Source organism: Candidatus Saccharibacteria bacterium (genome assembly GCA_016432585.1).
Taxonomy (GTDB): domain Bacteria; phylum Patescibacteriota; class Saccharimonadia; order Saccharimonadales; family Saccharimonadaceae.
Map to the genome: position 1 here is coordinate 853,591 of CP066696.1, position 24,869 is coordinate 878,459.

Below are 24,869 nucleotides of genomic sequence, written 5' to 3' on the forward strand. Positions count from 1 at the left end.
GATACTATGAGTTCACTTCAAATTGCGATCGTCGGGCTACCGAATGTCGGTAAATCCACCTTATTTAATGCCCTTACCAACAACAGTATATTGGCTGCTAACTACCCTTTTGCCACTATCGAGCCAAACACAGGTATCGTACCTGTGCCAGATTCGCGCCTGCAAAAACTTGCCGATATTTACGGCAGTCAAAAAATTCTTCCCGCAACGGTAACTTTTGTTGATATTGCCGGTCTTGTTGCCGGCGCAAGCAAGGGCGAAGGCTTGGGCAACAAATTTCTCGCGAACATTCGTCAGTGCGACGCGATCATTCATATTGTGCGCGCATTCGAAAACGACGATATCGTTCACGTTGCAAACCGTATTCACCCTGCAAACGACATCAGCGTTATCAACACCGAGCTTATCCTTGCCGACCTCCAGACAATCGACAGTCACCTGCCTAAGATGATCAAAGAAGCCAAAGCAAAGCCCGCGCTACGCCCTGCAATTGAATACGTTCAGTCTCTGCGCGAAATTCTTGAGTCTGACAAGCCGCTTTCAAGCCTCCCGTCACTGAATCACGAGTATATCGCCGAGCTGCACCTCCTTACGGCAAAGCCAGTTATCTACGCATTTAATGTCGACGAAGACACGCTTTCAAACGATACCCGCAAAGCTGAACTAAGCGAGTTAGTTGCGCCAAACAAAGCCGTGTTCGTATGCGCCAAACTAGAAGACGAACTAAAAGGTCTTAATTCGGCCGACGCCGAAGAACTACTGCAAAGCTACGGTGTTACCGAAACAGGCCTTAGCCAACTTATAAACGCAGCTTACGATACGCTTGGCCTACAAAGCTACCTTACCGCCGGTCCAAAAGAAGTCCGTGCCTGGACAATTAAAAAAGGCTCCACCGCTCCGCAAGCTGCCGGTGTTATTCACACCGATTTCGAGCGAGGGTTCATTGCCGCGCAAGTGGTAGATTTCGATGACCTCGTTGAAGCTGGTTCTGAAAACGCAGCTAAATCCGCCGGCAAAATGCGCACCGAGGGAAAAGAATACGTTATGCAGCCCGGTGATATTGTTGAATTTAGATTTAACGTTTAATCTTGCAAATGGAAAGAATTTCGTCGACTACCTCGTTTAGCGGGCGCGTCGAATCAACAATCTGCGCGCCAAGCTTCACGTAGGCTTCTTCGGCGGTCTCCTGCCACTCTAGTACGTCACGAAGCTCGTGATCGAGCTTACCGTAGCTATTATTAGGCCTGTCACGCAGTCTTTGAACAAGCGTTGCTTTGTTAATCGACAAAGCAATCACTTGTGAAAATAAACCCCAAAACTCATCATCATTCGAAACGACGCCACACAAAAATATGGGCTTGTCCTTTGCACGATCACGAAGCTCTTCAACCGCCTCCCGCGGCACCTTCCACGAGTGTGCTCTGCGCCATTGCTCCGTTCGCACGCTCGACGGAACGTCATTTCCTACGTTCTCGCCTGTTTCGTTGTGGTAAAAGGCAGCAAGATTATCCTCGTCGGTGCCAAACGCCTCAAAACCTCGTCGGCGTAGCTCATCTTTTATAGTGCTTTTGCCAGCGCCGGCTATGCCCGTTATGTAAATCAATGACATTATTTCTTTACCTTTTCTAGCAGATAAAATCGTTCTTGATTACCCTTCGCACCCGAAACGTCGCTGTCTCGCTTGTCTTTTACTACAAAATACTCACGCGACCAGTTCTCGAAATCGCGCAGAATCTGACGTCGCACGGCATCGTTTTTTATGATACCCTTATTCGTTTGGTCTCTGCCCGCCTCAAACTGTGGCTTTAACATCGCAGCAATCTGCGTTGTATCCTTTACTAAAAAATTAGCAAGGTGCGGCAGAATTTCGCGCAGGCTAATAAACGAAACGTCGATAACAATAATATCCGGCTTGTCGTCGGGCAGGTAAAAATCGCGGATATCCGTTTTTTCGTGAAGCTCGATTTTTGGGTTACCTCGAAGGCTCGGGTGAAGCTGCTCGGTACCTACATCTACCGCGTACACTTTTTGTGCGCCGTTTCGCAAAGCATAGTCGGTAAATCCGCCCGTGCTACTCCCCACATCTAGCACTGTTTTGCCGCGAAAATCCAGGTGCAGTAATTTTGCAACGCTTTCTAGCTTAAGCCCCGCCCGGCTAACATATTGTTCTTTGGCGGTCATTTTAATTGCCGCGTCTTCTCGAACAAAATGTCCAGGCTTGGTAATTACCGTGCCGTCCACCGTCACTTTCCCTAGTTTTACCCAGGTTTCGGCTTGCGAGCGGCTTGTGGCAAGCCCGCGCTTTGTCAGTTCAATATCGAGTCGCTGTTTTGTCATGGGTACATTATTCTTTCTACTTCGCGGGTCACCGCGGCAATTGCGGCGTATGATTGGCCTTTTGTCATTACTGTCATGATATACGTGCCGCGTTTGTGCTGCACAATTCCAGTATCGTGCACGTAATCCCACAGAAACCCTACTTTATCATGAACCACCCCTGTACTACCAGTAGGAATGCCGTATCGGTATGGGTGACGCCCCAATGAGTCTAGCAGGCGCGCACGATTTGCCCCACTTACAAGCGATCCATTATTAAGGCCGGTCATATATTTTGTTAAGTCTGCGGCGGTCGTTTGGTTTGCACCACCAGTTGTAAATGACGTCCCCTTACTAAAACCACGCGCATAAATAAATTTATTAATATACTCGCGTCCAAACATGGCAATCCATTTCTCGGCACATGGGTTTGTCGAGGCGACGGTCATACGTTCAAAACAACCAGCAACGGTCGTATCGAGCATAGGGTCAGTCCATTTGATTTCACCTTTGTCGATACGGTCAAACAGCACAAGCGCCAAAAACAACTTGTACGTGCTCGCGCTTGGGATACTTTCGGTCGCCCGCGCGTTAACTTTCCACTTCTCGCCGGTAAGTTGCTGAATCGAGATGTGCATATTGCGCGTCCGTGCCGTGTCGTTTGCATACGCCTGAAGTCCCGCTTCGGTGGCGGTGTACTTGCTATTATAAATAACGCTCGGCTTCAAAGTTATAAACGACGCCGTTAGCTTGATCTCCTTTGGCTCCGCCTTCAAAAGCGCAGCACTCAACTCTTTTATAAGCGCATCGCTATTTATTGCCCGGCCAGACTTGCCTGTCGTACGCCCCGTTTCGCGGCCGTCAACAATTGTGATATTCGTTTGCCCCGCAGCTGTTCCAACTTTTTTATTCAACCCCGCGATATACGATTTAACCTTCAGCTTGTCTACCTTTAGTGTCACCTGCCCTTTTTTATCAGTACTGAGCAATATCCACGACGCCACTTCGTCTTTGCTTGGCAAAAAACGTTCGTTATCAGCCGTAATGGCAACCGTGTGAGCCAATGCCGCCTCTGCCTGGCCACGTACCTGCTCTAAGTCTTCCGATCCCAGTTCGGCAGGCACGCGCTCTGCAGGCACCGAAATAACCGTCGTGCGCCCTAGAATAATCGGCGCAACGCTTACTACCTCTAAAAGCTCTTTACTTGAGACTTCGCTCCCCTCAACCGCCTCCGACGCGACAACTCGTCCTTTATCAAGAGCAAGCCGTGCATTCGTTGGCGCAAAGCTCAGTTCCTTACTTACCGTATCAATAAACTTTGTAAATTGAGCGCTCGTAAAATACAGATCAGCTGTCGAGATTTGCGCGGGCTGCCACAAAATAGACCCCGGAATAAACCGTTGCCATAACTCGTAATCACGCATTCTTGTTATCATTCGCTCCGTGTCAGGCTCGGCACCAACCGTTTTTATATCAAACTCTTCCGTTTTATCCGCGCCCACAACAAGTTTTATCCGTGAACTATTGAACGCTTCTTCAATAGCCTTTGCCGATTCGTCGTACGTCGCAAACGGCAGTGTTTTACCAGGTATACTTGCAAGCGGCAACGCCCTATCACGCGGATATGCAAGCTGAACCCCCACGATCAAAACAAGAACAACGCCAAGAATCCACAAAAACACCCTGTGGTGCTTTTTCTGTGGCACATACGGCCCATAATGCACGGCAAAACGAGCCCTCAGTGTTTGATTGGTTTTACTCTGTTGGGGTTTTTCTTTTTTTGCAGCTTTTTTAGCTGTAACCATAACCCCATTGTAACACTAGCGATTATTTTTTACGTTCGCGATATTCGCCGGTAGTTGTATCAACAGATATAATGTCGCCTGTCTTAATAAATGCTGGAACTTTTACAACTAGCCCAGTTTCAAGCGTCGCGTCTTTTAGGACACTACTTGTCGTGTCACCCTTTACGACATCTTCAGAATACGTCACCTCTAGGTAAACATTCTTCGAAAGTTCAACGTTAATAACACGGTCGCCAAAGAATTGCAGGCTAAGCATGTCACCCTCTTTTAGGTAGCTTGCGGCCGTATCAACAATATCCGCACCAAGCTCAAATTGCTCGAACGTCTCTGGGTCCATAAAGAAAAAGTTATCGGCATCGGCGTACAAATACTGAACAGTTTTGTTGCTCACCTCGGCACGCTCAATTTTATCCTGGCCTTTAAAGGTCTTAGGAATAACACTACCATCGATAAGGTTTTTCAACTTAACGTTCACGATACTTCCGCCGCGGCCCATTACCTTTTGCGAATACTCGATAACGCGAAATGGCTTGCCGTCAATTTGGCAAACAACGCCTTTTTTTAGATCTGTTGGCTGATACATAATAAATCTCCTAGGGTAATTGGTGTTTAGAAATGCTTCGCAGCGCACAAAACTTATGCGCTGCAGAGTTTTCTAAATGTTAGTTAGATACAACAAATGGAAGTAGTGCCAAGTGGCGTGCACGCTTGATAGCAACTGCTAGCTGGCGCTGCTGTTTTGCGCTTAGGCCAGTTTTTGCAATCGGCTCAATCTGGCCGTACATGTTGATAAATCGCTGCAACGTTTTAACGTCTTTATAGTCAAAGTAAGCAGGCGTATCTTTCTTAAATCGTTTCATCATTATATTTTCTCCTGGTTCCTAGAAAGGAATTTCGCTTAAATCAATAGGTTTGTCGTCGATATCTTCAATAACAACGTCGTCAGATTTTTTGTTCTGAGCACCCGAGTTATTGTTCGAGTAGTTCGATGATCCGCCGGCGTTATCGCCGTTCGGGCCATCAAGGAAAGTAACATCGGTCGCAACAACCTCAACTTTACTGCGCTTTTTGCCGGTTTCTTTGTCGTCCCAGCTATCTTGGCGAAGGCGTCCCTGCACAAGGCAGCGACGACCCTTTGAAAGATACTGGCTAACAAGTTCGCCAAGCTTTTCCCACGCAGTCACGTCGAAGAAATCAGCTGCGTCCTCTTGGCCGCCGCGATCAACCGCAATACTAAAGCTTGTGATCGTCTTACCTGTTGTTGTGGTGCGTACTTCTGGGTCGCGGGTAAGGCGTCCCATTAAAATCACTTGGTTGATGCTTTTGGCCATAATTCCCTACTCCTCTTCTTTTGTTTCGTCAGATGCGCTTGCTTTTGCTTCTTCTAGCGCTTTGCGTCCCTTTTCGTCAACGGTGACAAGCAGGTAGCGTAGTACTTCGTCGGTGATGTTCAGCGTGTTGCTGATTTTTAGTGGTGCGTCTGCTGGAAGTTTTACGTCCATGTAGACATACACGGCAAACTCTTCACGTTTGATACTGTAGGCAAGTTTCTTTTTACCCCAGTTGTCTTCTTTGGTGATTTCACCGCCGGCGTTCTTGATAATATCGCGAACTTTGGTAAGTGGAGTCTCGAGGTCAGCCTCAAGATCCGGGTGAATCAGAACGGTTAGTTCGTATTCTTTCATAGATTTCCTCCTCTGGAATCCATTTTGGATGCTTATATCTGGTATAAGCCGAGTTGATAACCTATGTATTATACCTTAGTTTTGCCCTGTCGTCTAGGGGTGAGCGTGGTACAATAGAGCGCGTGCGCATAGCAATTCAAGGAGAAATCGGCTCATTTCACGAGGCTGCCGCCAAACAATGGTTTGGCGATGGTTGCCACATCGTGCCCCAAGAGACATTCATGGGTGTCTTCGAGGCGCTAAGAACAGGCGACGCCGAGGCAGCAGTCGTTGCTATCGAAAACTCAAATTACGGACCAATTGCCGAATCCCTACAGCTTTTAAAGGCCTACAACTATCCCGTTATCGGCGAAGTTTCACTTCCGGTCCACCAACAGCTTATTGCGCTTCCCGGTGCCACTCTCGCAACAATCTCATGCGTTTATTCACACCCCGTGGCGCTCGGACAATCGAGCGAATTTCTCGATGCCCATCTTCCTCATATCAAGAGAACGGAGTATTTCGATACTGCAGCTGCAGTCCGCTACATAAAAGACTTGGGCGATCCTACCTGTGCAGCCATTGCTAGCCAAGGGGCCGCCGCGATCTACCAACTTCCTATTCTGGCCACTAACATAGAAACCGACAAAACAAATGTTACGCGGTTCGCCGTCCTGCAACCCTAGGTCGCAAGGTCGTCGAGGCTGCTAATAAGCACTTCTCGTGGCCGTGAGCCGTCTGCTGCGCCAATAACACCCTGCTCTTCCATCTGCTCGATAATACGTGCCGCGCGGGCGTAGCCTATGCGCAGGCGTCGTTGCAACAGGCTGGTGCTTGCCTTGCCGCTTTCAACCACACAGCGGATCGCGTCTTTATACATGTCGTCGTCTCCACCGCTATCAAAGTCCATTACCACACCGCCGCGGCCATTAAGCTGTACCGGTTGCGAAACGATCTCGTCGTTATACTGAGGTGCCGACTGCATGCGCAGGTGATCAGTAATTTTGCCCACTTCTTCATCCATCACCCAGGCGCCCTGAATACGTTTTGGCTTGCTCATGCTTGGGGTCAAAATCAGCATGTCACCCTGCCCCAAAAGCTTTTCCGCACCCGCTTGATCCAGGATTGTACGGCTGTCGATTTGTGATGCAACCGTAAACGCGATACGCGCCGGAATGTTCGCCTTGATAAGACCGGTAATAACATCAACACTTGGGCGCTGCGTGGCAAGCACCAGGTGAATACCCACAGCACGAGCTTTCTGTGCCAAGCGCACAATAAGCGCCTCTACGTCGCGCGCAGCAACCATCATAAGGTCGGCTAGCTCGTCGATAACAATCACAATGTACGGCATCGCACCATCATCTACTTGGTGCTCATTGCCGTCTTCGTCTGGAACAGACAGCTTTTTATTGCCAGATTGAATTTTTTGGTTGTAGCTTTTAATGTCGCGAATTTTCTCTTCGGCAAGCAGCTTGTAGCGACGCTCCATTTCGTTCACCGCCCACTTTAGAGCGCTAATCGTCTTGTCCGGCTCGGTAATAACAGGTGTTAGCAGATGCGGAATATCCTCGTACGGTGCCATTTCAACCTGCTTTGGGTCAACCAGAATAAGTTTCATATCACTTGGACTGTTGCGGTACAAAAGACTCGTTAACAGTGTGTTGATCATAACCGACTTACCACTACCTGTTTGACCAGCGATCAGAAGGTGTGGCATTTTATTTAGCTCGCCCACAACTGCCTCGCCCGAAATATCTTTACCAATAGCAAAGGCTAGCGGCTCGTTATTCGTCTTCCACTGCTTCGATGTCAGGACACCGTGCAGGCGCACGTCGGCCGCTTTGCGGTTTGGCACCTCGATACCCACAGCGCGCTGCCCTGGAATAGGCGCCTCGATACGAAGGCTTTGCGCAGCTAGGTTAAGGGCAATGTTCGTTTCAAGCGCGGTAATACGCGTTAGTTTTACGCCACTTGGCGGTCGCAGCGTGTACTGCGTTACCTTTGGCCCGATATTCGCGCCTTCCATGCCAACTTCGATGTTAAATTCGGCAAGCGTATCGCGAATCGTTTGCGCGTTCTGCTGAACGTCACCAGCATCGGCCGGCGATTGCTTTTTCTCAAGGAGATCAACGCTTGGCGGTTGCCAGTTAGGGTCGCTAACGGCCACAAGCGCCGCCTGCTCTTCAGCTACCTTGTCTTGCTTTATACTGCCGCGAAGGCTCGAAAGATGCGCACCTTTTTTACCCTTGTCGTCTTGGTCGAGAGTTGGAACACCAGCATTAAGCTTTAGTTCGCCAATTGCGTGGTGTTTTGGTACGTCGGCGGCAGCCGCTTGGCGCATAACCTTTACGTTTTCGTCTAGGTCACTACTGTCGCGGCGCGCGAATTCCCATATTTTTTTAATAACGGTAATCGGCGAAACCCGAAGAACAAATAATGTCGTCACTAAAATAAGAAGAACGTAGATAAACGCCGCAACACCACTGTCGACAAGCGAAAGCATGCCACCGTTTACAAGCCGCCCCACAAAGCCGCCCGTCGCCTCGCCAGCCTCGTTTTTCATAAGACCAAAAAGGCCAGCAAACCACACTATCAAAAGTGCAGTCGCCAAGCGCACAACAAATGGAAGCCGATTGTTTTCGGCCCGAAAAATCTCAACGGCAACATACACGAAAAGAAGTGGAACCACGTACACAGCGTAACCAATAGTACTAAGAGCGCTTGCGTGCAGCCACTCTAATATCGGCCCACCTGCCCCAAACCATGCGATCACCAGTAGTAGCGAGACGGCAACAAGGAACACCGCGCCTACCTGCGCCCAAAATCCCGTCGGCAAGCTATGCTGAGCGGACGTTTGCTGTTGCTTTTTTCGCGATGATTTTCGTTTCTTTGCCATAGTTGTTTTTATTATAAGCGCTTTCGCTTCAGATTGACATCTTATACTATAGCAAAAATTACAATATTTTGCAAATGCGCTTATGGCTTTTGCGTTACTTCTTGAACAACAGCCAATTTGGCCTCTTTGCGGTACTTAACAATAAGCGTTACCATAAGTGCATAGAAGCCAAGCCACACGACGCTAACCGTTGCGTAAAGCGGGTCGCTGATAGTAATTGCATAAAGAACCGCGACGCCCTGAGTAACAAGCCAGATAACCCAGGTAGAAAGACTGAACTCGTCGGACTGTTTTGTTTGGGTAAGTTTACGCAGCTGAGGAAGACACGCATAGATAGCGACAGTGGCGGCAAGTGCATACAATAAGTGAATGATAGACATATTTTTTGTTTTTGATTAGTTTACATATTTATTTAAGCATAAGAATTATAATAAGTCAATATCCACACTGGGTCACGACGCACACGTAGCACGTCGTGACCCAGCCAGAACCGTGAGTGTCTACGACAACTCGGACGCGTCAAACGGAATGAATACCAGTCCGCCCTGCGTGATCTCGAACACTCGGTGCAGCGACAGGAATTCTCGCGTCGCAGATCGATCGCCTTGGCTTGGCTCGCGAACAGGGTGTACGCCGATCAGCACCGCCCCGGAGCCAAGATGGCGACGGGAAAGCTTGCGTAGGCGCTGCGTGTCGAGAGACACGGCGAACCGCAGATCTCCAGACCGTCCCTTGTTGATTCGCTCTTCGAACGCCAGCCGGAAATCTTCCCGTCGCGCCTCGCTCGCGAGCAACACTCGCATGAGCGACTTGGGGCCGACACGAGATCGGAATTGAACATTGGCCGAGCTGTCGTAGTCGGTGCCGTACAGTTGAAGGAAGTCCCGGGCGATATGATCGACCACCCGTAACTCTGCTGCAAGCAGCGCCATGACGCACCTCACAAAAATAGACAACAGTTCCAACGAGAGATTATAGCAAAAACATCCGCTTATTAGGCGGATGTTTTGTTGCGTTTTAGTAAGCGCGAGTGTCTGGTCGGACTTTTGGCTCAACCACTTCCGTGTCGGGCACTTGGCGCGGCGGGAAGTTTTTTGGCTCGGCTTTTGGTACGACGTACGAATTGCCCTTACGAGGCTCGCCGGCATTTTGCGCCTGGCCACCCTGCTGGCGGTTCTGGCCACCACCACCGCCACCAATTTCGTTGATCACAGGGATAACGATTGGGGTTCGACGGGTTTGGTCGTACAAAATATGTGTGATCTCGTCTTTGAGTTCTTTCTTGATAACATCAAGATCGACACGCTTGCCGCCAAAACTGCGAGCAACCTTTTGCTTTAGATACTGACGAATCGTCCCCATAAGCTCTTCGCTGTCACGAAGATAAATGAAACCTCGTGAAATGATGTCCGGGCTTGTCATAAGGCGACCGCTACCGCGGGCAACCGTAAGAACAACCACAAACATACCTTCGTTGCTCATGTGGATACGATCTTTTAGAACAACCTCGGACACAACTGCGCCACTGTCGTCGTACATAATACCGCCAACAGGGATTCGGCCAGCCTTACGCGCGCCATCGGCATCGATTTCGATAACATCACCGCTGTCACAGACAAAGATATTGCTGCGTGGGATACCACCTTCTTTTTCAGCAAGTTCGGCGTTGTGGTGCAACATATGGAACTCACCGTGAATCGGTAGGTAGTATGTTGGGTTTAGTGCGCGGATAAGCTTTACGTGATCGTCGTAGTAACCATGACCACTCATGTGAAGTGGACCGACGCCAGTAAGGTGTGATTTGCCATTTTGAATAACTTCACTTCCCTCTCGCATAAGACCATCAACCGTACGAACAACGTACTTTTCGTTACCAGGAATTGGGTTTGAGCTAAATACGATAACATCTGAGTTCTTGATCTTGATGAACTTGTGCGAGCCGCTTGCCATACGGTTAAGTACAGCGTTAAACTCACCCTGCGAACCAGTACAAACAATCGTTACTTTGCCGTCTGGCAACTTAACAACGTCTTCCATTTTGACCACAACGTCTTTAGGAATCTTGATAACGCCAGCACGAAGCGCAACCTCAAGGTTTTGAATCATGCTGTAGCCGGCAAACGCAACCTTGCGGTCGTGTTTTTTAGCCTCTTCTAGAATCACCTGCATACGGTGAATCTGCGATGAGAAACAGCTAAGGATAAGGCGTGAGTTTGGATATTTCTCCATAACCTGACCCATGCTGTGCTGTACGTCGAACTCGCCGTGCGTGTGCGTACCCTCTGACTCACAGTTGGTCGACTCGTTCATGAGCATAAGAATGCCTTCTTTGGTGGCAATCTCGGTCATGCGGTCGAGGTCGAACTTAACGCCGTCGACAGGGTTTTCTTCAAAACGCCAGTCACCAGTGTCGATAAGAACACCGACAGGCGTGCGAACAACAACTGCCGTCGCGTCTGGAATAGAGTGGTTAACACGCACAAGTTCAATCGAGAATGAATCACCAAGCTGCACGCGCTCGTGAGTTTCTGGGTTCATTTCGTTATATGGCGGTTCGTAGCCAGTTGTTGATTCCTCGAGGGTTCGCTGCACCATGCCCAGTGTAAACTTACTGCCGTAAACAGGCGCGGGAATACGGTGCGCAAAGTGGCGGAATGCCCCAATATGGTCGAGGTGTCCGTGCGTAAACACAATACCGCGAATTTTGTGCTTGTTTTCTTCGAGGTATGTAATATCAGGGGTAATGTAGTTGATTCCTGGGTAGTCAGAGCCCGGGAAAAGGAATCCACAGTCGATAACAATAATGTCGTTGTCGTATTCGATCGCCATCATGTTTTTGCCGATACCCATTTCACCAAGTCCACCAATAGGAATAACGCGCAGTACTGGGCGCGGTGCGCGTGGGCGCTTTGGCTGGTCGGCAATACTGAATTGACGCCCCTGGTAGCCGTTATAGATAGATTTGTTTACCGGCACGTTTACCATGTGTTGTGAGGCACGGGCGTTTACGTTTTCGCTAGTTCGGCGCTGTGCGCGGAACACTTCACCCTTGCGAGTTGTCGTGCTATTGAGCACTGTATTGTTAGATTTTGGCCGTTGTTGCATAGGCCGTTTATTTTGGTCGTCACCCTGGACGTTACCAAGTCTTCGTTGTCCCATTATTTTTGTATATACCTTTCTTAGAGTATTTTTTCAATTTGTTAGTTACAAAATCATAAGCTGCAAACATAGTCGCTAGATCAAATGTGTTTGCGTTCGTAGTGGTTACAGTATAGCAAAAAACTTGCACTGATGCAAGTCTACCTCTGTTTTTCGGTGTGATTCTCGTCATTTTTAATGAGTTCAATAATACGTGGCACGCCCATAAAATCTTCGATCAGCGTTCCCCGTAGTCCACCATTATAAAGCGCGGCAGCCGGGTGATATAGCGGAACAATGACCAGCTTTTCGTTGCCGAACTGAACGCGCTTTGCTTGGCCGTGAATCTGGCTTATTTTCATCTCCGGCAAAAAATATTCCATACTGTGACGCCCCAGCGTAATCACCACTTTTGGCTGAATAATTTGCAGTTGCTTTACCAGATACGGCCAAAACGCCTTCTTTTCCTCGGGCAGTGGATCGCGATTATTTGGTGGGCGGTATTTTACGATATTCGTAATATAGACGTCGCTTCGCTCCATGCCCGCCTGCGCCAGCATTTCGTTTAAAAACTTACCGGCAGCACCCACGAACGGCAGCCCCTGTTCATCTTCGTTTTTGCCAGGCGCCTCGCCAATAAACACAATCTCAGCATTTAAGTTGCCGTCGCCCATAACAAGATTTGTCGCCTGCGAGGCCAGATCAGCGCAGATATTCTTTTCTATAATATCCGTTTTGAGCGTATCGAGCTGAGTCTGTTTTTTGTCATCCACTATATATACAGAATAGCACTACTTTTTGCATGGACCAACGCTTCGCACCCAGCCCTACATTTAAACTAAAAATATGATATAGTATGTTCAATGTCAGAAATGACATGCTTCGGTTATATTAGTGCACTTGGAGGACTATGGCGAAACTTGCCATATGGTTCATCCTGCTCTACCAAAAATGGGTGAGTCCACGACTCCCCTATGGTGTTTGCGAGATGAACCCAAGCTGTAGCCAATACGGACTGCAGTCGTTCCAAAGGTTTGGGTTCTTCAAGGGAATGAGCCTGACCACCAGGCGACTCTTCCGCTGCGGAAATCCGACAGACCGCCATCGCTCCTTCAGGGACAAAGTGGTTATCTGTTTTTGGACGCTCGACTGGATCCTGAACTGCATTGTTCGAGGTCGACAACACCAGGCTACAAAAGCTGTCAAAAAGCTCACCAACGATCCTGTTCCCAAGTTTTACGAAAGGAGGTGAGAAAGATGGCATGGAAATCCGAAAAGCGCGAAGTTAACGGCTGCCTCTCCGACGTCAAGACCTTTACGGTCCCGGCAAAAAGAGAGACCGGTGGCTCGTGCGCGATCATCGCGATTATCGGGTTGAGCAGCGTTACCGCTCTCATCGCCGGCGGTATCACCGCAGTCGCACAAACCTTGGGTTAAACCGAGGCACATAGCACCCCCGGTTGGCAGTTGTCGACTGGGGGATTACGACGTCTACTAAAAACCTCCGCCGTAGCGGAGGTTTTTGCGTTTTTACTTTTCGTCAATGTCTTTGAGGCTAAGGCTAAGGCGCCCTCGCTCGTCGATTCCGACAAGCTTTGCCTTCACAATCTGACCTTCATGCAAGATATCTTCTACCTTCTCGACACGCTCGTTTGAAAGCTGCGAAATATGCACCATGCCGTCGATTCCTGGCAAGATGTTAATAAACGCACCAAAGTCTTTGATACTAACGACTTTACCCTCGTAAATGCGGCCAACTTCTGGTTCCTCGGTAAGGCTCTTGATCCAGTTGATCGCCTTTTCGATATTTGCCGTGTCTGAGGCGGCAACGGTAATAAGTCCGTCGTCTTTGATGTCGATTTCGGCACCGGTTTCGGCGGTAATCTTGTTGATTACCTCGCCGCCCTTGCCTATCACCGCACCAATCTTATCTGGGTTGATTTTAATCTTTTCGATACGTGGAGCGTACGGACTAAGCGTTGCGCGTGGCGCCGCCATGGTAGTAAGCATGTGCGCAAGAATATGTGCACGACCAGGCTTTGCCTTGGTAAGTGCCTGGCGAAGAATATCAACAGGAAGACCATGAACTTTCATGTCCATTTGGATTGCGGTGATACCCTTTTCGGTACCTGTTACCTTAAAGTCCATGTCACCCGCAAAATCTTCGGCATCGGCGATATCGCTCATAACGTACGGCGTGTCGCCGTCCATCATAAGGCCCATAGCGATACCCGAAACTGGCGCCTTTAGTGGCACACCTGCATCCATAAGGGCAAGCACGCTACTACAGGTAGCGGCCATAGATGTCGAACCATTCTGGCTCATGATTTCTGTTACGCTACGGATAGCGTATGGGAATTCTTCTTCGGTTGGAAGCACGGGCATAACTGCGCGTTCTGCTAGGTAGCCGTGACCGATTTCGCGGCGGCCAGGACCACTAAGGCGACGAACTTCGCCAACTGTGTAACCAGGTGCGTTGTAGTGGTGCATGTAACGGCGCTCTCCGTCGTTTACTTCCATGGTATCAACCATTTGCGCGTAGCTAAGCGGTGCAAGCGTAACGATATTCATACCCTGCGTTACGCCGCGAGTAAAGAGCGACGAACCATGTGCGCGTGGCAAGATACCAACTTCGCTTGAAAGCTGACGGATTTCGTCGAGCTTGCGGCCGTCTGGGCGCGTACCGTTTTCAACGATTCCCCGGCGAACGTCTTTGTGAAGTGCCATAGTGAATGCTTCGTCGTATTCCCAGCGCAGTGCCGAGTATTCTTCGTGGCCGAATTTCTCTTCCATTGCGGCGTGAAATTCGTCGCGCATAACCGAAATCATTTCGTTGCGTTCTGGGTACGGACGCTGAAGGTCTTCGCCGATCTTGCCTTTCGTCCATTCATCAACAACTGCCTGAATCTCTTCGTTTGGCAAGATAAGCTCAACCTCTAGCGGCGTAACGCCAACTTTTTCGACAAGTTCTTTTTGCAAAGCGATTGCTGGTTGCAACGCCTCGTGCGCCCATGCCAGCGCATCGGCTACAAGATCTTCGCTTACTTCGTTTGCGCCGGCTTCTACCATAGTAATACCGCTGGCAACACCAGCAACAACAAGGTCAAGAGCGCTTTCTTCGCGCTCGGTAGGCGATGCAAAGGCCTTGAATTCACCGTTTACTTGCGCAACGCGAAGCCCAGCAACGGGGCCATCGAACGGTGCGCCCGTGAGCATAAGCGCCGTGCTAATAGCGATCATCGCAATAGCATCCGGGCGGAAATCTGGATCCATTGAAAGAACACTCGCGATTGTTTGTACCTCTTGGCGGTACCCCTTTGGAAACAGAGGACGAATTGGACGATCGATAAGACGGCCAATCAGAATTGCTTCGTCGCTTGGGCGACCTTCGCGTTTAATAAAGCGGCTACCGCTTATTTTGCCAGCTGCATACATTTTTTCTTCGTAATCGATAGAAAGCGGAAAGTAATCCATGCCGCTAATGGGCTTCTTACCAACCATTGCAGAACCGAGCACGACAGTGTCGCCGTAGGTAACAAGAACGCTTCCATCGGTACGGAATCCAACACGGTTTACCTCTAGGGTAAGTGGTTTTCCGCACAGCTGAGTAGTGACAGATAAAATTTCTTTACCTGTCGGGTTAATTGTAGACATTAATTGTTTTCTCCTTTTTTGTTCACTCGACTATTATCGGGCGATAAGTAACGGGTATAGTAATTTGAATCGATAAATTGCTATATCCACCACTTAAGAGCCGCGCCTGCGAGTGATACCTATAGTATACCGCAAAGTGTCGCCCAGGCATATTGGTTAAGCTTGAAAAAGTCTCGTTCAATTGTCAAATAACACATGCTATGTGTAGGTTTAGACAAAAATATCTCTTGACGTCAATGCTTAGAACTTTTCGTTTAACCGTTGGTTTAAGCGTTCTATCCGGTCTTCGACCGTCATTGTCTCGCGAAGCTGCGTCCGAGAAATAGCCGCCGCTGGTGTTATATCACGCACATGCAAACTACAGTCGAGATCTTGGCAACATAAAAACGAACGAGATGATTTGTCCGAATCGACGATACTAATAATTGCCGAGTTTGAGCCCCGCTGCCATGTTGCGCATATATCGCAAATAATCGCTTCTACCCTGCCAGAGGCATTTGCCGTGCGTTTTTGCAATCGGAACGGCAAGATTCGCGTCGCTTCAGCGCGCGGTATAATCAAAACTCCCTCGGACTTGCTTTTATTCAACACCGCTAGAAAATCACGTTCTTTCCAGTGCGTTATTTCTTCGGGAACAAACCTAAGCTCGCGCTTAAGGCGCGGTTTTATATTTGCCTGTTTTAGCAGGTCTTCAAGTTCCTGCCGCGATACCGTATGCATTCTTTTATTGTACCTCCTCGATATGCGTGGTGATATGCCCCACCTGTATCTCAGCCCCTACCTTCTTGCCAATTATCTGTTGCGCAAGGGGCGTATTGCAATTAATAACGATCGCTCCTTGCCAATTTTGCCCAGCCCGCGGCGTCCAATCCCCTGCAACAAGATACGCTGCACCATTTTGCAATACCACCCGCGAGCCTATTCCTACCATGCCTTTTCTTGGCTTGGGTATGGTAAGTGAACTGCTACGCAAAACGTTTCGCAGCTGTTGTAATTCGGCATCTAACACGGATTGCCTGTCGCGAAGCGCATCGAACGGCGCGTTGTCGTGCCATGTTTCTGAAGATTGATTAAATACCTCGTAAAACTCTGGGCCGAGTGCCTGAATTTCATTTTGTAATTCGGAAATACGCGCCAACGCATACTGCCGGTCGTCATCTAAAATAACGAGCTCTTTAGCCATAAGATTCTCCTGTTGTTTATATAAGAATCGCCAGCGGTTCGGCTCGTCCGAACGTGTTGCGAGCAGAGGATCCTAAAGAGGATCATAATGATGATAATTATAGCATACAGATTGACAACCCTATGTGTTTATGCTAATATACTAAGATGAAGCCTGTTTTAGACTTACCATCACCAAACGAACAGAATGAAAAAATAAACACGCCCGAAACCGAAAAATATCACGATCTTCTTCGCGATAATGCCGAGCAATTCTTAGCTCACCCAGCGCTCGAAAAACTCATCGTCGCCTCGGAAGCGCTTGGTCGCCTCACCGATGAAGATATGGCTGAGCTCGTTGCTGCCCGCGAAGCTGGCAAAGCCGAGTACCTACGCAGCGTAGCGAAACTTGTCCAAAAAGCAATGGACTGGCGAACCGCCCCAGACGGCACAATACTTGAGCGCTGGGAAACTCCTAAAGACAGTGATTTGCCACCGGAATATTGTGAAGCTATCAAACAAGCCGGTATCGAACTAATGATGAACGACGAAGTGCCCGTCCCAAACAAAAAATTTAGTGTTGGGGCGGTTTTTGGCGCAACAGTAGTGCCTATCGCTAAACGTACCGACTTCTTCTACGACAGCCTTGAAGATGGCGTGGGTCAGATTGATACTTTAATCAATCTTGGAGCAGAACGTCCACTGGGTCCAGTAGACCGTAAGAATGCCGAAGCCTACCCCTATGTCAATAATGCCTCTGTCGAAACCGACCTCTTGGATTTAGCAGCGATTGATTGGTATACACGTCATGGCTACGCCGCCCCAAAGCTCTCGTATTATAGCCGTAGCACCGCCCTACGATGGGGGCCGACTTATGACACCACATACAATATTCACACGATCGACGCCGAACAAAGCAGGCCTGATTGGGCACCCGAGATGTCATTCTCGCTTTCGGCCCCCTATGACAAAACTCACCACCCGCGTGCCAACACAGGAGAAACTCTCGATTTCGCAATGGAGATAACCGAGGTAAAGCCAGGCGACACAATGCTTGTTATTAGCCACCAACCCTACTTATTAGGGCAGCTTTTTGAGGCGCAGCGCGTCGGAATCGACCATGGCGTCCAGGTTGAAGGGGCTGGTTATGGCAACCTCAACCCTGCCCTTCCCGCAACAGTTTGGGGCGGCGAGATCGCGAAAGCCGCAACGAAAGCTAACGAGCTACTTGAAGCTATCGCTCAAGCCGAAGCAGCCTCATCTCAAGAGATGCCTCTTGCCGCTTAGGCGGTTTCGCGCAGCCACATAACAAAGCTTTTGTACGCCGATTTTTTGTCTTTTTCGACTCGGTGCAGCGCAAAATCTTCTTCGGTAAACTGGCTATATGTCTTTCCGCCAAAGCCCGGAGGCGCGAATATCTTCCACAACGGCGACCATGCGTGTTCATGGTTGTTTTTGTCAATCGTAGTAATGATCTCGCCAACCGGATCTTGACCATCGAACGTATGAGTAGTGCCGTCCTCATCGACAAATACGAGCGAGCTCATAAAGTATGCACGACGGTCTTTTTTGCCCTCCATAAACGACAAGATGCCTTCTATCCCCACTGTTTCAAGCATGTATTTGATATAAGGGCCAGGAAATCCACCAAGAGCATAAATATGAAACGAACTGTCATCAACCAATACGGGTTGTTTAACAATTGCATACGCTTGCTTCGCTTTCACGGCGGCTACCTCGGACGCCGTATTCGCCTGCGGCTCGATAAGATCAAGAGATTTTTGAACTACTTTTATATCTAAGTCATGTCCTTTCAAATACGCACGAAGCGATGCAACCTTTCCGCTGTTACCCGTTGCAAAGATGATCTCTTTCATAGTGCCACTATTGTACCACGGGCACTCATGGTATACTTGAGCCATTACGATCCGCGTGGGATCCTCTATTCGCAATACGTTCGGACGAGCCGAACCACTGGCGCTACGACAACTAAAACTAAATTACAGGAGCTCTTATGCAAGTACGACGAGTGGCGACAAGAGGCATTATTTTTAAAGATGGCAAGATGCTTTGCCAGCAGCTTAAAGCAGGCGACGACAATTCAAAACGCGATTACTGGTGTACGCCAGGCGGCGGCCTCGATATCGGCGAGTCGATCAAAGATGGGCTGTACCGGGAGATGATAGAAGAAACTGGCATTGCCCCAAAAATTGGCAAGCTTTTATTTATTCAGCAGTTTTCCGAAGACGGCGTTAAAGAACAGATGGAATTCTTTTTTCATATCGAAAACGCAGAGGATTACGAAGTGATCGACCTTAGCGCCACGACACATGGCGAGTTAGAAATCGAACATGTCGAGTTTGTCGACCCAACAAAACATAATGTCCTTCCGGCGTTTTTGCAGTCAATGGATATTCAGGCGCATATCGATTCTGGCGATCCAGTACACGTATACTACGAAACACACTAGACAATTAGCACGAGCTCAATACCGATAACGCCAAGTCTCTTTTGGTCACTAGAAGAATAAAACTGTGAGATTTGCGAAAGCAATTCCGCTACGCTCTTCCCGCCGAATTTCTGTGGGGAGTTACGTGTAAACATGTCTTCGAACGTTTGGTAACGCAAAAGCCCAACCACCCTTGCCTTTACTTGAATTTCAGGTTTTTCCGCGTGCGCAAAAATAATTTCATCACCAATAGAAATTTCTTGGCGCTTTGCGTCGTAGAGGCGCGATTCAATCGTTTTGGTGCCGGTGGCAATTGCGTTGAATGGCCGGTCACTGAGTTTCATAACATGTGTTTTCATAGAGAAATGTCCTCAACAAAAAACTCCGCAATTATTTGCGGAGTCCGAGGGCGGCGACGGTTGCTTTGTAACCTTCGAAGTCGTGCTTCTCGAGGTATTTTAGCAAGCGTTTGCGACGACCGACCATCTGAATAAGACCGCGACGAGCCATGTGGTCGTGCTTGTTGGTCTTTAGGTGCTCGGTAATCTCTTTGATACGGACAGTCAAAACTGAAGCCTGTGCCTGTGGGCTACCGACATCGTTTTTGTGAGTCTGTGTCAAAGCAAGTGCCTTGGCTTTGTTTTCTGCTGTAATCATCACGAGATATTGTAACAGAGTTGGAAAAATATTTCAACAGGTACCGCTAGCTGCGCCACTCTATCGTAAATCGATAGGTTTTCGCGGCACCTGGCGCCAGCACCTGATCATTTCCCGGCGTTGATTTTAAAAACGCGTATCCCTCCTTCGTTGGCTCTACGCAAACATATGATCCTAGTAGGTCCGTCCATATCGCCCAAGCTGTTAAATCTTTCGAGGTAAGTGTTATATGCCGCCCCAAAATTGATAGTTCCTGCTGCCCGCCAAAAATAAATTCGGTCTCGCCAAGCTCATCGAGTTTCCGCTTTTCGCCGTTAATGCGTACGCCATCGTGGCCGCCACGAGCGGTAAAATACGGGTGAAACCCCGGCGCAAAACGCAAAGGCTTTACGCCGTTATTTGTTATGGATAGTACGGCTGTTAGCTGGCGGTCTCCTAGCGTGTAGGTAACTGTCGCCTCTGTACCGGCATAGTCGCCGTCTTCTTTTTTAAGAGTTAATGTCGAAGAATTATCACTTTGCTCTTCAACTTCCCATGTACTCGTGCGTCCAAAGCCATGTTGCTCTAGGCCGCTATCGCCACCTGGCCCAAAATTTGGCAAGCACACGTGCATGCCACCACGCTTTTTCTGACTTCCATCGGCAGTTTTCAGCAGGCGTGTCGGGAACAAAACGTCGCCGTTGTCGTCTGATAGATTCGTTAGCCATGCGCCAATCGGATCGATAATCGCCTTCGTTTGCCCATGCCACAGTTCCATTTCCATCTCCCCTCCTAGTCTTTGACACCTAAATCACTCAATTTTTTCGCGTCCGCCACCGACCAGTCGTTAATTGCCGTGCGGCGTAGCTGCGTACAGTACGCGCCCGTTCCCAGCGCTTCGCCAATATCAACAGCAAGACTACGAATGTAGGTACCACTGCTAACATGGGTGCGAATTTTTATATTCGGGTAGTCGTATTCAATAAGATCGAGACTATAGACCGTCACGTTTCGTAGTGGGATTTCTACTTCTTGGCCGTCACGGGCGAGCTTGTAAGCACGCTGACCGTTGATTTTGATTGCGCTAAAAATAGGCGGACGCTGCGATATTTCACCTGTAAAACGAGCAAGTACATCCATGATTTCGCTTTGAGTTGACACTTTAGAATTGATATCAGTAAGATCCCCCTCTGGATCGCCCGTCGTACTGGTCTGCCCCAATCGGAATGTCGCCTCGTATACTTTGTCGAGTTTTGTATAATGCCCGGCGTTCTTACATTCCTTCCCTACCACAATAATCATAAGACCCGTCGCAAACGGATCGAGCGTGCCGGTGTGACCTACCTTCACCTTTTTGCCTGCTTCGCGGCTAAGAACACGCCTCACGCGCGCTACAACACCAAAACTCGTCATCTCGGCCGGTTTGTCAATTAAAAGAATGCCATCTGTCATGTTTATCTATTATACTAAATATATGAAAAAGATTATCTTTGGCGTTTTTGCCCACCCAGACGACGAGGCATTTATTGCCGCAGGCGCGCTCCTTACCGAAACGCGAGCCGGCGCCGAGCTTCACCTTATTAGTCTTACGAACGGAAGCGCTGGAGCCAACCCCGATAACTACCCAGATTTGGGTGCAGCACGCCTAAAGGAGTGGCAGAAAGCTGGTGATCTTTTAGGTGCTACTGGTATGCACCACCTTGGATTTATCGATGGCGAACTGACCAACAAAGATATGATTGAGGCTACTCGACAAATTAGAACAACGATAGAGGATGTCCTTGAAGGAACAACTGAGCCGTATGAGGCCGAAATTATGACATTCGACCTTACGGGTATTACTGGGCATATCGATCATATTGTCGCCTCACGCGCCGCTAGCCAGGTATTTTATACAAGCAAACAAACAAATCCGAATATCACCCGCCTGCGCTACGTTTGCCTTCCGCAAAGTATTTACCCTACTGTAAATACCGATTGGATTTTTATGGAACCAGGCCGTGCGCCTAGCGAAATAAGTGAGACTATCGATGCGCGCGCCCTCCGAGACGATATTTTGGCAGTTATGGGCGCCCACCATTCGCAGCGCAGCGACATGCAAGCCATGGTAAAAAGCCAAGGCGATAACCTTGGCTTACATTACTTTATCGTTAAGAACTAGCTTTGACCGGGAATTTTGAACTGAGCTGGGTCATTTGAGACCGGCTGAGTTGGCGCGGTTGGCGCCGGAGCCGAAGTTAGCATATCTTCAAGTTTTTCTGGTGGCAATGCACCCATTGGCGCGCCTACCCCGCCCGGTGCCTGGGGCATAGGTGGCAGGGTTGAAAAATCTGGAAGAGGCGGCATCGGAGGCAATGTTGCCGCAGGGGCCGGAGCCTGCGATGGCAAGGCATCAATAATTGCCTCTGGAGGAGGTGTTGGCGTGAACGGCACCGCACCAAATGCAGCATTTACTGCATCACGCGCTTCTTCGTGAGGTGCGCGGTTTTGTTTGTCGAGCTCTTCAAGAGTTGGCGTTGGAGCTAATGCTGGTGCGGGCGGCTGAATTGGAGCAGCGTAACCTGCAGCAGGCTCATTTACCGTAGGGAGAGTCGATTCCCTGAATGGATCGACCATAGGAGGATCTTCCTCTTTCTGCGAGGCCGCGTTAAGCGGTGACTGGAACGTAGGCGCACTATTGTCGCCAATGTAGCTATTACCACTATTGTGGCTCAGAATCGTTCGGTTGCGGTCGTCCTCGACAGCACGGCGCTTGTCTTCGGCTGCTTGTTCGGTTGTTGCATTAAGCGTCCCCCCCAAGCTTGGCGCCTGGTCGTCGCCATGCCATTGATCGGTTGCCACTGCTGTAGCGACCGGAGGTGTTGTTGCTTCATTCGGCTTCTGTTCTGCCGCTTCGTTCATCTCGGCGTTAGCTTCGGCCAAATCTTTTTGAAGATCTGCTACCGAAGGAGTTGCCGCCGAAGTACCTAGCTGTTTGGCCAAATTTGCCTCAGCGATTTTGGCCGCTTCTTCCTGCCTTTTGGCCGCCTCTTCTTTTGCGCGCCTGTCCAAGTCGTCTTCGGCCACCTTAGTGGCGTCATCTTGGTTTTCAGCAGCAGTCTGCTCGGCAACTTCGTCGAGATCACCCTCTTTTTCGTGAGAGATTGTCAAAGAACCGTCATCGGCTTTTTTAGCTGACTTTTCTTCTTTTTTTGCTTCTGCCGCCTGCTTTTTGTTTAATTTCGTCGATTCACCCTCTGATAGATCGGTTGTACCATCGGAGTTCTTAGTTTCGCTGGAAGTCGCTGCTTGAGTCTCTGCGTCGGGACCAATAGCATGCGCTTCTTCCAATTTAGATGCAATAAGTTGCTGGTTAGCACCCGCCGACATAAGCTGCGCCGCCATTGTCATAACGCGCGATGTCGTGTGGCTGTTGCTAAACCTATCCGTTGCAGCAACAATACCCGTTAGAAATGCCGTGGCAATTTGCTCGTCAAGAAGCCCCTTGTCGCTTTTAAGCGCTTCGCAAAGACTTACTAGCATTTCGCTGAGGCTACTGGCGTTTTCTTCGCGCCAATCTATCGTGCCAAGTTCACTCTTGTCCGCGCCGGCACTCATTGTCACCACCGCAGCATCGTGCAAAATCCTGCCATGTGCCGCCAAGGCACCGTCAAGATAATCTTTGTTCTTTACGCCAAGCGCAAGCACCAGCTCTACGTTGTAGTCACCCTGGCTAAAATCGAGGTCGTCGCTACTGATCGTAGTGCGGTATGGCGTGATAAAAATTTTAACGACATCGCCTTCTACCTTGTAGCGTAGATGATCGGCTTTTTCCTTATCGAGAGCGATAATAAAATCACGAAGACTATCGACGGTGTTTTCGAATGTTTTTTGCGGGTCAAGAAACGTAATCGCAGGAGGAATCGCCCCACTAAACACTGCCGTGGCGTGCTTGTTCATCTTGTTGAGAAGTAGCGTCAAACCTAGCGCCGCACTTAATTCATCTACCGATGGATTAGTACTCACGGTGACCAAAATATTGCTATTGCCTTTGATCTTGTCGACGATTTGCTGCTTGGCGCCTGTATCGTTCATTAGTGGTGGTTCCTATTTTTATTTCTATCGATTTTGAGTTCACTATACCATAAGTAGTTTACAACAGTCAATTTTATCACTCTTTCTATTTATATCTTCTCTCTTATTGCTTTAATACATAAAAATGATATTATAATATTGAAACCTGTGCCTACATAGGAGTTGCCGACATGGCTGGCAAGCCGCGTGGAATTGACCTCTACTACCACACGGAGGGTGACGGCACAGCGGAAAGCCCCGCTGTCGTCGGATTCACCTTCCTGAACGCTCTCGCCGCACCGTCTATCGAGGCGCTCCGCCGCCAACTCCCTTCCAGCGTCGTACTGGAGCCGAGGGAGAGCAGCGGCAGCTTCAAGATCACCGGTGCCAATCCGGCGATGACGCGTGGCGAGATCACGAGCATCTACTACAAGCTCGTACAGGACAACCGCTGGATCAGCACGCATCAGGGCTGATCCAGTCCCCGCCCACGCTGGGCGCTGACCTGCCGTTCTGGCGGTGTCGGCGCCCGGTGTGGGCTCGTTTTAATTCACACGGTGTAATACGCCAGTCAACGCTTTACAATTTATGCGTTTTCCTCTATAATCACTTCTTGATTGTATCTATAAATCTATAAGTAAAAGGAAACCTATGCCAATCATTAAATCTGCCATTAAACGAATGAAGCAAACTGCGAAGCGTCGCGACCGTAACGTCGGTATCAAGCGCGACATCAAAGAAGCAGTTAAGGCATTTGTTACTAAGCCAAGCAGCGAAACGCTTAGTGCCGCTCACAGCGAGCTCGACACTGCAGTTAAAAAGAAGCTTCTTAAAAAGAACACTGTTGCTCGCCGCAAAAGCCAGCTTGCAAAACAAGCTAAGGCTGCGGGCGTAAAGCTTGCACCAGCTAAAAAGACCACAGCAAAGGCAGTTGCAAAACCAGCAGTCGCTAAAAAGCCTGTTGCCGCTAAAGCCCCTGTTGCAAAAGCTGCCGCAAAGCCAGCAGCTGCTAAAAAAGCTCCAGCCAAGAAGCCTGCCGCTAAAAAGCCGGCAGCTAAAAAAGCCGAGAAATAATCTCGCCATTCTCTTCAAAA

At 49.1% G+C, this 24,869-nt stretch carries 30 protein-coding genes; 9 read left to right on the forward strand and 21 right to left on the reverse strand.

The genetic code is table 11. The annotated features are described in order from the left end of the window. Nucleotides 1-6: 6 nt before the first annotated feature. Nucleotides 7-1,086 (forward strand): redox-regulated ATPase YchF, encoded by a 1,080-nt coding sequence (ychF, locus tag HZB75_04630; protein QQG50779.1) that lies wholly within the window; start codon nucleotides 7-9, stop codon nucleotides 1,084-1,086. Here ychF and HZB75_04635 read toward each other — a convergent pair. The 7 genes from HZB75_04635 to rpsF all read right to left on the reverse strand — a co-directional run bounded on the left by HZB75_04635 (nucleotide 1,076) and on the right by rpsF (nucleotide 5,806). Next, entirely contained in the window at nucleotides 1,076-1,609 is a 534-nt protein-coding gene (locus tag HZB75_04635; protein ID QQG50780.1) for an AAA family ATPase, read from the reverse strand. The two genes, ychF and HZB75_04635, sit on opposite strands and share 11 nt — an antisense overlap. Next, a complete protein-coding gene (locus HZB75_04640; GenBank protein ID QQG50781.1) occupies nucleotides 1,609-2,337 on the reverse strand; it encodes a TlyA family RNA methyltransferase in 729 nt (242 codons plus the stop codon). The genes HZB75_04635 and HZB75_04640 overlap by 1 nt, the downstream gene beginning before the upstream one ends. Continuing rightward, nucleotides 2,334-4,121: a serine hydrolase gene (locus HZB75_04645; protein ID QQG50782.1), complete on the reverse strand. Its 1,788-nt coding sequence runs from the start codon at nucleotides 4,119-4,121 to the stop codon at nucleotides 2,334-2,336. Before HZB75_04645 ends, HZB75_04640 begins: the two co-directional genes overlap by 4 nt. Before the next feature lie 22 nt (nucleotides 4,122-4,143). Then, nucleotides 4,144-4,704: an elongation factor P gene (gene efp, locus HZB75_04650; GenBank protein QQG50783.1), complete on the reverse strand. Its 561-nt coding sequence runs from the start codon at nucleotides 4,702-4,704 to the stop codon at nucleotides 4,144-4,146. 79 nt (nucleotides 4,705-4,783) lie between these two features. Beyond that, nucleotides 4,784-4,981, reverse strand: coding sequence for a 30S ribosomal protein S18 (locus HZB75_04655; protein ID QQG51371.1), 198 nt, complete (start codon nucleotides 4,979-4,981; stop codon nucleotides 4,784-4,786). A 21-nt stretch (nucleotides 4,982-5,002) separates the two neighbouring features. Then, nucleotides 5,003-5,452: a single-stranded DNA-binding protein gene (locus tag HZB75_04660; protein QQG50784.1), complete on the reverse strand. Its 450-nt coding sequence runs from the start codon at nucleotides 5,450-5,452 to the stop codon at nucleotides 5,003-5,005. A gap of 6 nt (nucleotides 5,453-5,458) precedes the next feature. Next, the gene (gene rpsF / locus HZB75_04665; protein ID QQG50785.1) at nucleotides 5,459-5,806 is read right to left on the reverse strand and encodes a 30S ribosomal protein S6; all 348 of its coding nucleotides are present in this window, start codon (nucleotides 5,804-5,806) and stop codon (nucleotides 5,459-5,461) included. A gap of 122 nt (nucleotides 5,807-5,928) precedes the next feature. Here rpsF and HZB75_04670 point away from each other — a divergent pair, with 122 nt between their 5' ends. After that, nucleotides 5,929-6,471 (forward strand): hypothetical protein, encoded by a 543-nt coding sequence (locus tag HZB75_04670; protein ID QQG50786.1) that lies wholly within the window; start codon nucleotides 5,929-5,931, stop codon nucleotides 6,469-6,471. Here HZB75_04670 and HZB75_04675 read toward each other — a convergent pair. The 5 genes from HZB75_04675 to HZB75_04695 all read right to left on the reverse strand — a co-directional run bounded on the left by HZB75_04675 (nucleotide 6,468) and on the right by HZB75_04695 (nucleotide 12,598). Further along, nucleotides 6,468-8,684: a DNA translocase FtsK 4TM domain-containing protein gene (locus HZB75_04675; GenBank protein ID QQG50787.1), complete on the reverse strand. Its 2,217-nt coding sequence runs from the start codon at nucleotides 8,682-8,684 to the stop codon at nucleotides 6,468-6,470. The two genes, HZB75_04670 and HZB75_04675, sit on opposite strands and share 4 nt — an antisense overlap. 80 nt (nucleotides 8,685-8,764) lie before the next feature. Next, nucleotides 8,765-9,064 carry a hypothetical protein gene (locus tag HZB75_04680; protein ID QQG50788.1) on the reverse strand — a complete coding sequence of 100 codons (300 nt, stop codon included), beginning with the start codon at nucleotides 9,062-9,064 and terminating at the stop codon, nucleotides 8,765-8,767. Nucleotides 9,065-9,184: 120 nt separating this feature from the next. Then, the gene (locus HZB75_04685) at nucleotides 9,185-9,616 is read right to left on the reverse strand and encodes a hypothetical protein (protein ID QQG50789.1); all 432 of its coding nucleotides are present in this window, start codon (nucleotides 9,614-9,616) and stop codon (nucleotides 9,185-9,187) included. A gap of 85 nt (nucleotides 9,617-9,701) precedes the next feature. Further along, nucleotides 9,702-11,843: a ribonuclease J gene (locus HZB75_04690; protein ID QQG50790.1), complete on the reverse strand. Its 2,142-nt coding sequence runs from the start codon at nucleotides 11,841-11,843 to the stop codon at nucleotides 9,702-9,704. Nucleotides 11,844-11,983: 140 nt separating this feature from the next. Next, on the reverse strand, nucleotides 11,984-12,598 hold the full coding sequence (locus HZB75_04695; GenBank protein ID QQG51372.1) for a uracil-DNA glycosylase: 615 nt from the start codon (nucleotides 12,596-12,598) through the stop codon (nucleotides 11,984-11,986). Between the two features lie 134 nt (nucleotides 12,599-12,732). Between HZB75_04695 and HZB75_04700 the strand changes: the two genes are divergently transcribed. Then, entirely contained in the window at nucleotides 12,733-13,074 is a 342-nt protein-coding gene (locus HZB75_04700; GenBank protein ID QQG50791.1) for a membrane protein insertion efficiency factor YidD, read from the forward strand. A gap of 5 nt (nucleotides 13,075-13,079) precedes the next feature. After that, the gene (locus HZB75_04705) at nucleotides 13,080-13,259 is read left to right on the forward strand and encodes a hypothetical protein (protein ID QQG50792.1); all 180 of its coding nucleotides are present in this window, start codon (nucleotides 13,080-13,082) and stop codon (nucleotides 13,257-13,259) included. Between the two features lie 93 nt (nucleotides 13,260-13,352). Here HZB75_04705 and pnp read toward each other — a convergent pair whose 3' ends face one another. The 3 genes from pnp to HZB75_04720 form a co-directional block, all read right to left on the reverse strand. After that, on the reverse strand, nucleotides 13,353-15,476 hold the full coding sequence (gene pnp / locus HZB75_04710; protein QQG50793.1) for a polyribonucleotide nucleotidyltransferase: 2,124 nt from the start codon (nucleotides 15,474-15,476) through the stop codon (nucleotides 13,353-13,355). 240 nt (nucleotides 15,477-15,716) lie between these two features. Beyond that, a complete protein-coding gene (locus HZB75_04715; protein QQG50794.1) occupies nucleotides 15,717-16,196 on the reverse strand; it encodes an FBP domain-containing protein in 480 nt (159 codons plus the stop codon). 4 nt (nucleotides 16,197-16,200) lie between these two features. Continuing rightward, complete coding sequence (locus tag HZB75_04720) at nucleotides 16,201-16,659, reverse strand: hypothetical protein (protein QQG50795.1); 459 nt, start codon at nucleotides 16,657-16,659, stop codon at nucleotides 16,201-16,203. A gap of 146 nt (nucleotides 16,660-16,805) precedes the next feature. Between HZB75_04720 and HZB75_04725 the strand changes: the two genes are divergently transcribed. Continuing rightward, nucleotides 16,806-17,924: a hypothetical protein gene (locus HZB75_04725; protein QQG50796.1), complete on the forward strand. Its 1,119-nt coding sequence runs from the start codon at nucleotides 16,806-16,808 to the stop codon at nucleotides 17,922-17,924. Here the strand turns inward: HZB75_04725 and HZB75_04730 are convergent. Next, a complete protein-coding gene (locus tag HZB75_04730) occupies nucleotides 17,921-18,514 on the reverse strand; it encodes a non-canonical purine NTP pyrophosphatase (protein QQG50797.1) in 594 nt (197 codons plus the stop codon). The genes HZB75_04725 and HZB75_04730 overlap by 4 nt on opposite strands. A 137-nt stretch (nucleotides 18,515-18,651) precedes the next feature. Between HZB75_04730 and HZB75_04735 the strand changes: the two genes are divergently transcribed. Next, on the forward strand, nucleotides 18,652-19,107 hold the full coding sequence (locus HZB75_04735; GenBank protein QQG50798.1) for an NUDIX domain-containing protein: 456 nt from the start codon (nucleotides 18,652-18,654) through the stop codon (nucleotides 19,105-19,107). Here HZB75_04735 and HZB75_04740 read toward each other — a convergent pair. The 4 genes from HZB75_04740 to truB are packed head-to-tail and all read right to left on the reverse strand — an operon-like array spanning nucleotide 19,104 to nucleotide 21,174. Further along, complete coding sequence (locus HZB75_04740) at nucleotides 19,104-19,445, reverse strand: ASCH domain-containing protein (protein ID QQG50799.1); 342 nt, start codon at nucleotides 19,443-19,445, stop codon at nucleotides 19,104-19,106. The genes HZB75_04735 and HZB75_04740 overlap by 4 nt on opposite strands. A gap of 31 nt (nucleotides 19,446-19,476) precedes the next feature. Further along, nucleotides 19,477-19,743, reverse strand: coding sequence for a 30S ribosomal protein S15 (rpsO, locus tag HZB75_04745; GenBank protein QQG50800.1), 267 nt, complete (start codon nucleotides 19,741-19,743; stop codon nucleotides 19,477-19,479). Nucleotides 19,744-19,789: 46 nt separating this feature from the next. After that, nucleotides 19,790-20,500: a hypothetical protein gene (locus HZB75_04750; GenBank protein QQG50801.1), complete on the reverse strand. Its 711-nt coding sequence runs from the start codon at nucleotides 20,498-20,500 to the stop codon at nucleotides 19,790-19,792. Between the two features lie 14 nt (nucleotides 20,501-20,514). Further along, nucleotides 20,515-21,174, reverse strand: coding sequence for a tRNA pseudouridine(55) synthase TruB (gene truB, locus HZB75_04755; GenBank protein QQG50802.1), 660 nt, complete (start codon nucleotides 21,172-21,174; stop codon nucleotides 20,515-20,517). A 22-nt stretch (nucleotides 21,175-21,196) separates the two neighbouring features. Here truB and HZB75_04760 point away from each other — a divergent pair, with 22 nt between their 5' ends. Then, the gene (locus HZB75_04760) at nucleotides 21,197-21,883 is read left to right on the forward strand and encodes a PIG-L family deacetylase (protein QQG50803.1); all 687 of its coding nucleotides are present in this window, start codon (nucleotides 21,197-21,199) and stop codon (nucleotides 21,881-21,883) included. On the opposite strand, the gene HZB75_04765 is transcribed toward HZB75_04760, so the two are convergent. Next, nucleotides 21,880-23,796 carry a hypothetical protein gene (locus tag HZB75_04765; GenBank protein ID QQG50804.1) on the reverse strand — a complete coding sequence of 639 codons (1,917 nt, stop codon included), beginning with the start codon at nucleotides 23,794-23,796 and terminating at the stop codon, nucleotides 21,880-21,882. The genes HZB75_04760 and HZB75_04765 overlap by 4 nt on opposite strands. A gap of 170 nt (nucleotides 23,797-23,966) precedes the next feature. On the opposite strand from HZB75_04765, the gene HZB75_04770 reads away from it, so the two are divergent. Then, a complete protein-coding gene (locus tag HZB75_04770) occupies nucleotides 23,967-24,251 on the forward strand; it encodes a hypothetical protein (GenBank protein ID QQG50805.1) in 285 nt (94 codons plus the stop codon). A gap of 175 nt (nucleotides 24,252-24,426) precedes the next feature. After that, a complete protein-coding gene (locus HZB75_04775) occupies nucleotides 24,427-24,849 on the forward strand; it encodes a 30S ribosomal protein S20 (protein ID QQG50806.1) in 423 nt (140 codons plus the stop codon). The last annotated feature ends 20 nt before the right edge of the window (nucleotides 24,850-24,869 follow it).

What these genes read in the sequence shown, in the direction of transcription:
- ychF (QQG50779.1), top strand. Translation starts at nt 7, where the DNA reads ATGAGTTCACTTCAAATTGCGATCGTCGGGCTACCGAATGTCGGTAAA.
- HZB75_04635 (QQG50780.1), bottom strand. Translation starts at nt 1,609, where the DNA reads ATGTCATTGATTTACATAACGGGCATAGCCGGCGCTGGCAAAAGCACT.
- HZB75_04640 (QQG50781.1), bottom strand. Translation starts at nt 2,337, where the DNA reads ATGACAAAACAGCGACTCGATATTGAACTGACAAAGCGCGGGCTTGCC.
- HZB75_04645 (QQG50782.1), bottom strand. Translation starts at nt 4,121, where the DNA reads ATGGTTACAGCTAAAAAAGCTGCAAAAAAAGAAAAACCCCAACAGAGT.
- efp (QQG50783.1), bottom strand. Translation starts at nt 4,704, where the DNA reads ATGTATCAGCCAACAGATCTAAAAAAAGGCGTTGTTTGCCAAATTGAC.
- HZB75_04655 (QQG51371.1), bottom strand. Translation starts at nt 4,981, where the DNA reads ATGAAACGATTTAAGAAAGATACGCCTGCTTACTTTGACTATAAAGAC.
- HZB75_04660 (QQG50784.1), bottom strand. Translation starts at nt 5,452, where the DNA reads ATGGCCAAAAGCATCAACCAAGTGATTTTAATGGGACGCCTTACCCGC.
- rpsF (QQG50785.1), bottom strand. Translation starts at nt 5,806, where the DNA reads ATGAAAGAATACGAACTAACCGTTCTGATTCACCCGGATCTTGAGGCT.
- HZB75_04675 (QQG50787.1), bottom strand. Translation starts at nt 8,684, where the DNA reads ATGGCAAAGAAACGAAAATCATCGCGAAAAAAGCAACAGCAAACGTCC.
- HZB75_04680 (QQG50788.1), bottom strand. Translation starts at nt 9,064, where the DNA reads ATGTCTATCATTCACTTATTGTATGCACTTGCCGCCACTGTCGCTATC.
- HZB75_04685 (QQG50789.1), bottom strand. Translation starts at nt 9,616, where the DNA reads ATGGCGCTGCTTGCAGCAGAGTTACGGGTGGTCGATCATATCGCCCGG.
- HZB75_04690 (QQG50790.1), bottom strand. Translation starts at nt 11,843, where the DNA reads ATGGGACAACGAAGACTTGGTAACGTCCAGGGTGACGACCAAAATAAA.
- HZB75_04700 (QQG50791.1), top strand. Translation starts at nt 12,733, where the DNA reads ATGGCGAAACTTGCCATATGGTTCATCCTGCTCTACCAAAAATGGGTG.
- HZB75_04705 (QQG50792.1), top strand. Translation starts at nt 13,080, where the DNA reads ATGGCATGGAAATCCGAAAAGCGCGAAGTTAACGGCTGCCTCTCCGAC.
- pnp (QQG50793.1), bottom strand. Translation starts at nt 15,476, where the DNA reads ATGTCTACAATTAACCCGACAGGTAAAGAAATTTTATCTGTCACTACT.
- HZB75_04715 (QQG50794.1), bottom strand. Translation starts at nt 16,196, where the DNA reads ATGCATACGGTATCGCGGCAGGAACTTGAAGACCTGCTAAAACAGGCA.
- HZB75_04720 (QQG50795.1), bottom strand. Translation starts at nt 16,659, where the DNA reads ATGGCTAAAGAGCTCGTTATTTTAGATGACGACCGGCAGTATGCGTTG.
- HZB75_04725 (QQG50796.1), top strand. Translation starts at nt 16,806, where the DNA reads ATGAAGCCTGTTTTAGACTTACCATCACCAAACGAACAGAATGAAAAA.
- HZB75_04730 (QQG50797.1), bottom strand. Translation starts at nt 18,514, where the DNA reads ATGAAAGAGATCATCTTTGCAACGGGTAACAGCGGAAAGGTTGCATCG.
- HZB75_04735 (QQG50798.1), top strand. Translation starts at nt 18,652, where the DNA reads ATGCAAGTACGACGAGTGGCGACAAGAGGCATTATTTTTAAAGATGGC.
- HZB75_04740 (QQG50799.1), bottom strand. Translation starts at nt 19,445, where the DNA reads ATGAAAACACATGTTATGAAACTCAGTGACCGGCCATTCAACGCAATT.
- rpsO (QQG50800.1), bottom strand. Translation starts at nt 19,743, where the DNA reads ATGATTACAGCAGAAAACAAAGCCAAGGCACTTGCTTTGACACAGACT.
- HZB75_04750 (QQG50801.1), bottom strand. Translation starts at nt 20,500, where the DNA reads ATGGAACTGTGGCATGGGCAAACGAAGGCGATTATCGATCCGATTGGC.
- truB (QQG50802.1), bottom strand. Translation starts at nt 21,174, where the DNA reads ATGACAGATGGCATTCTTTTAATTGACAAACCGGCCGAGATGACGAGT.
- HZB75_04760 (QQG50803.1), top strand. Translation starts at nt 21,197, where the DNA reads ATGAAAAAGATTATCTTTGGCGTTTTTGCCCACCCAGACGACGAGGCA.
- HZB75_04765 (QQG50804.1), bottom strand. Translation starts at nt 23,796, where the DNA reads ATGAACGATACAGGCGCCAAGCAGCAAATCGTCGACAAGATCAAAGGC.
- HZB75_04770 (QQG50805.1), top strand. Translation starts at nt 23,967, where the DNA reads ATGGCTGGCAAGCCGCGTGGAATTGACCTCTACTACCACACGGAGGGT.
- HZB75_04775 (QQG50806.1), top strand. Translation starts at nt 24,427, where the DNA reads ATGCCAATCATTAAATCTGCCATTAAACGAATGAAGCAAACTGCGAAG.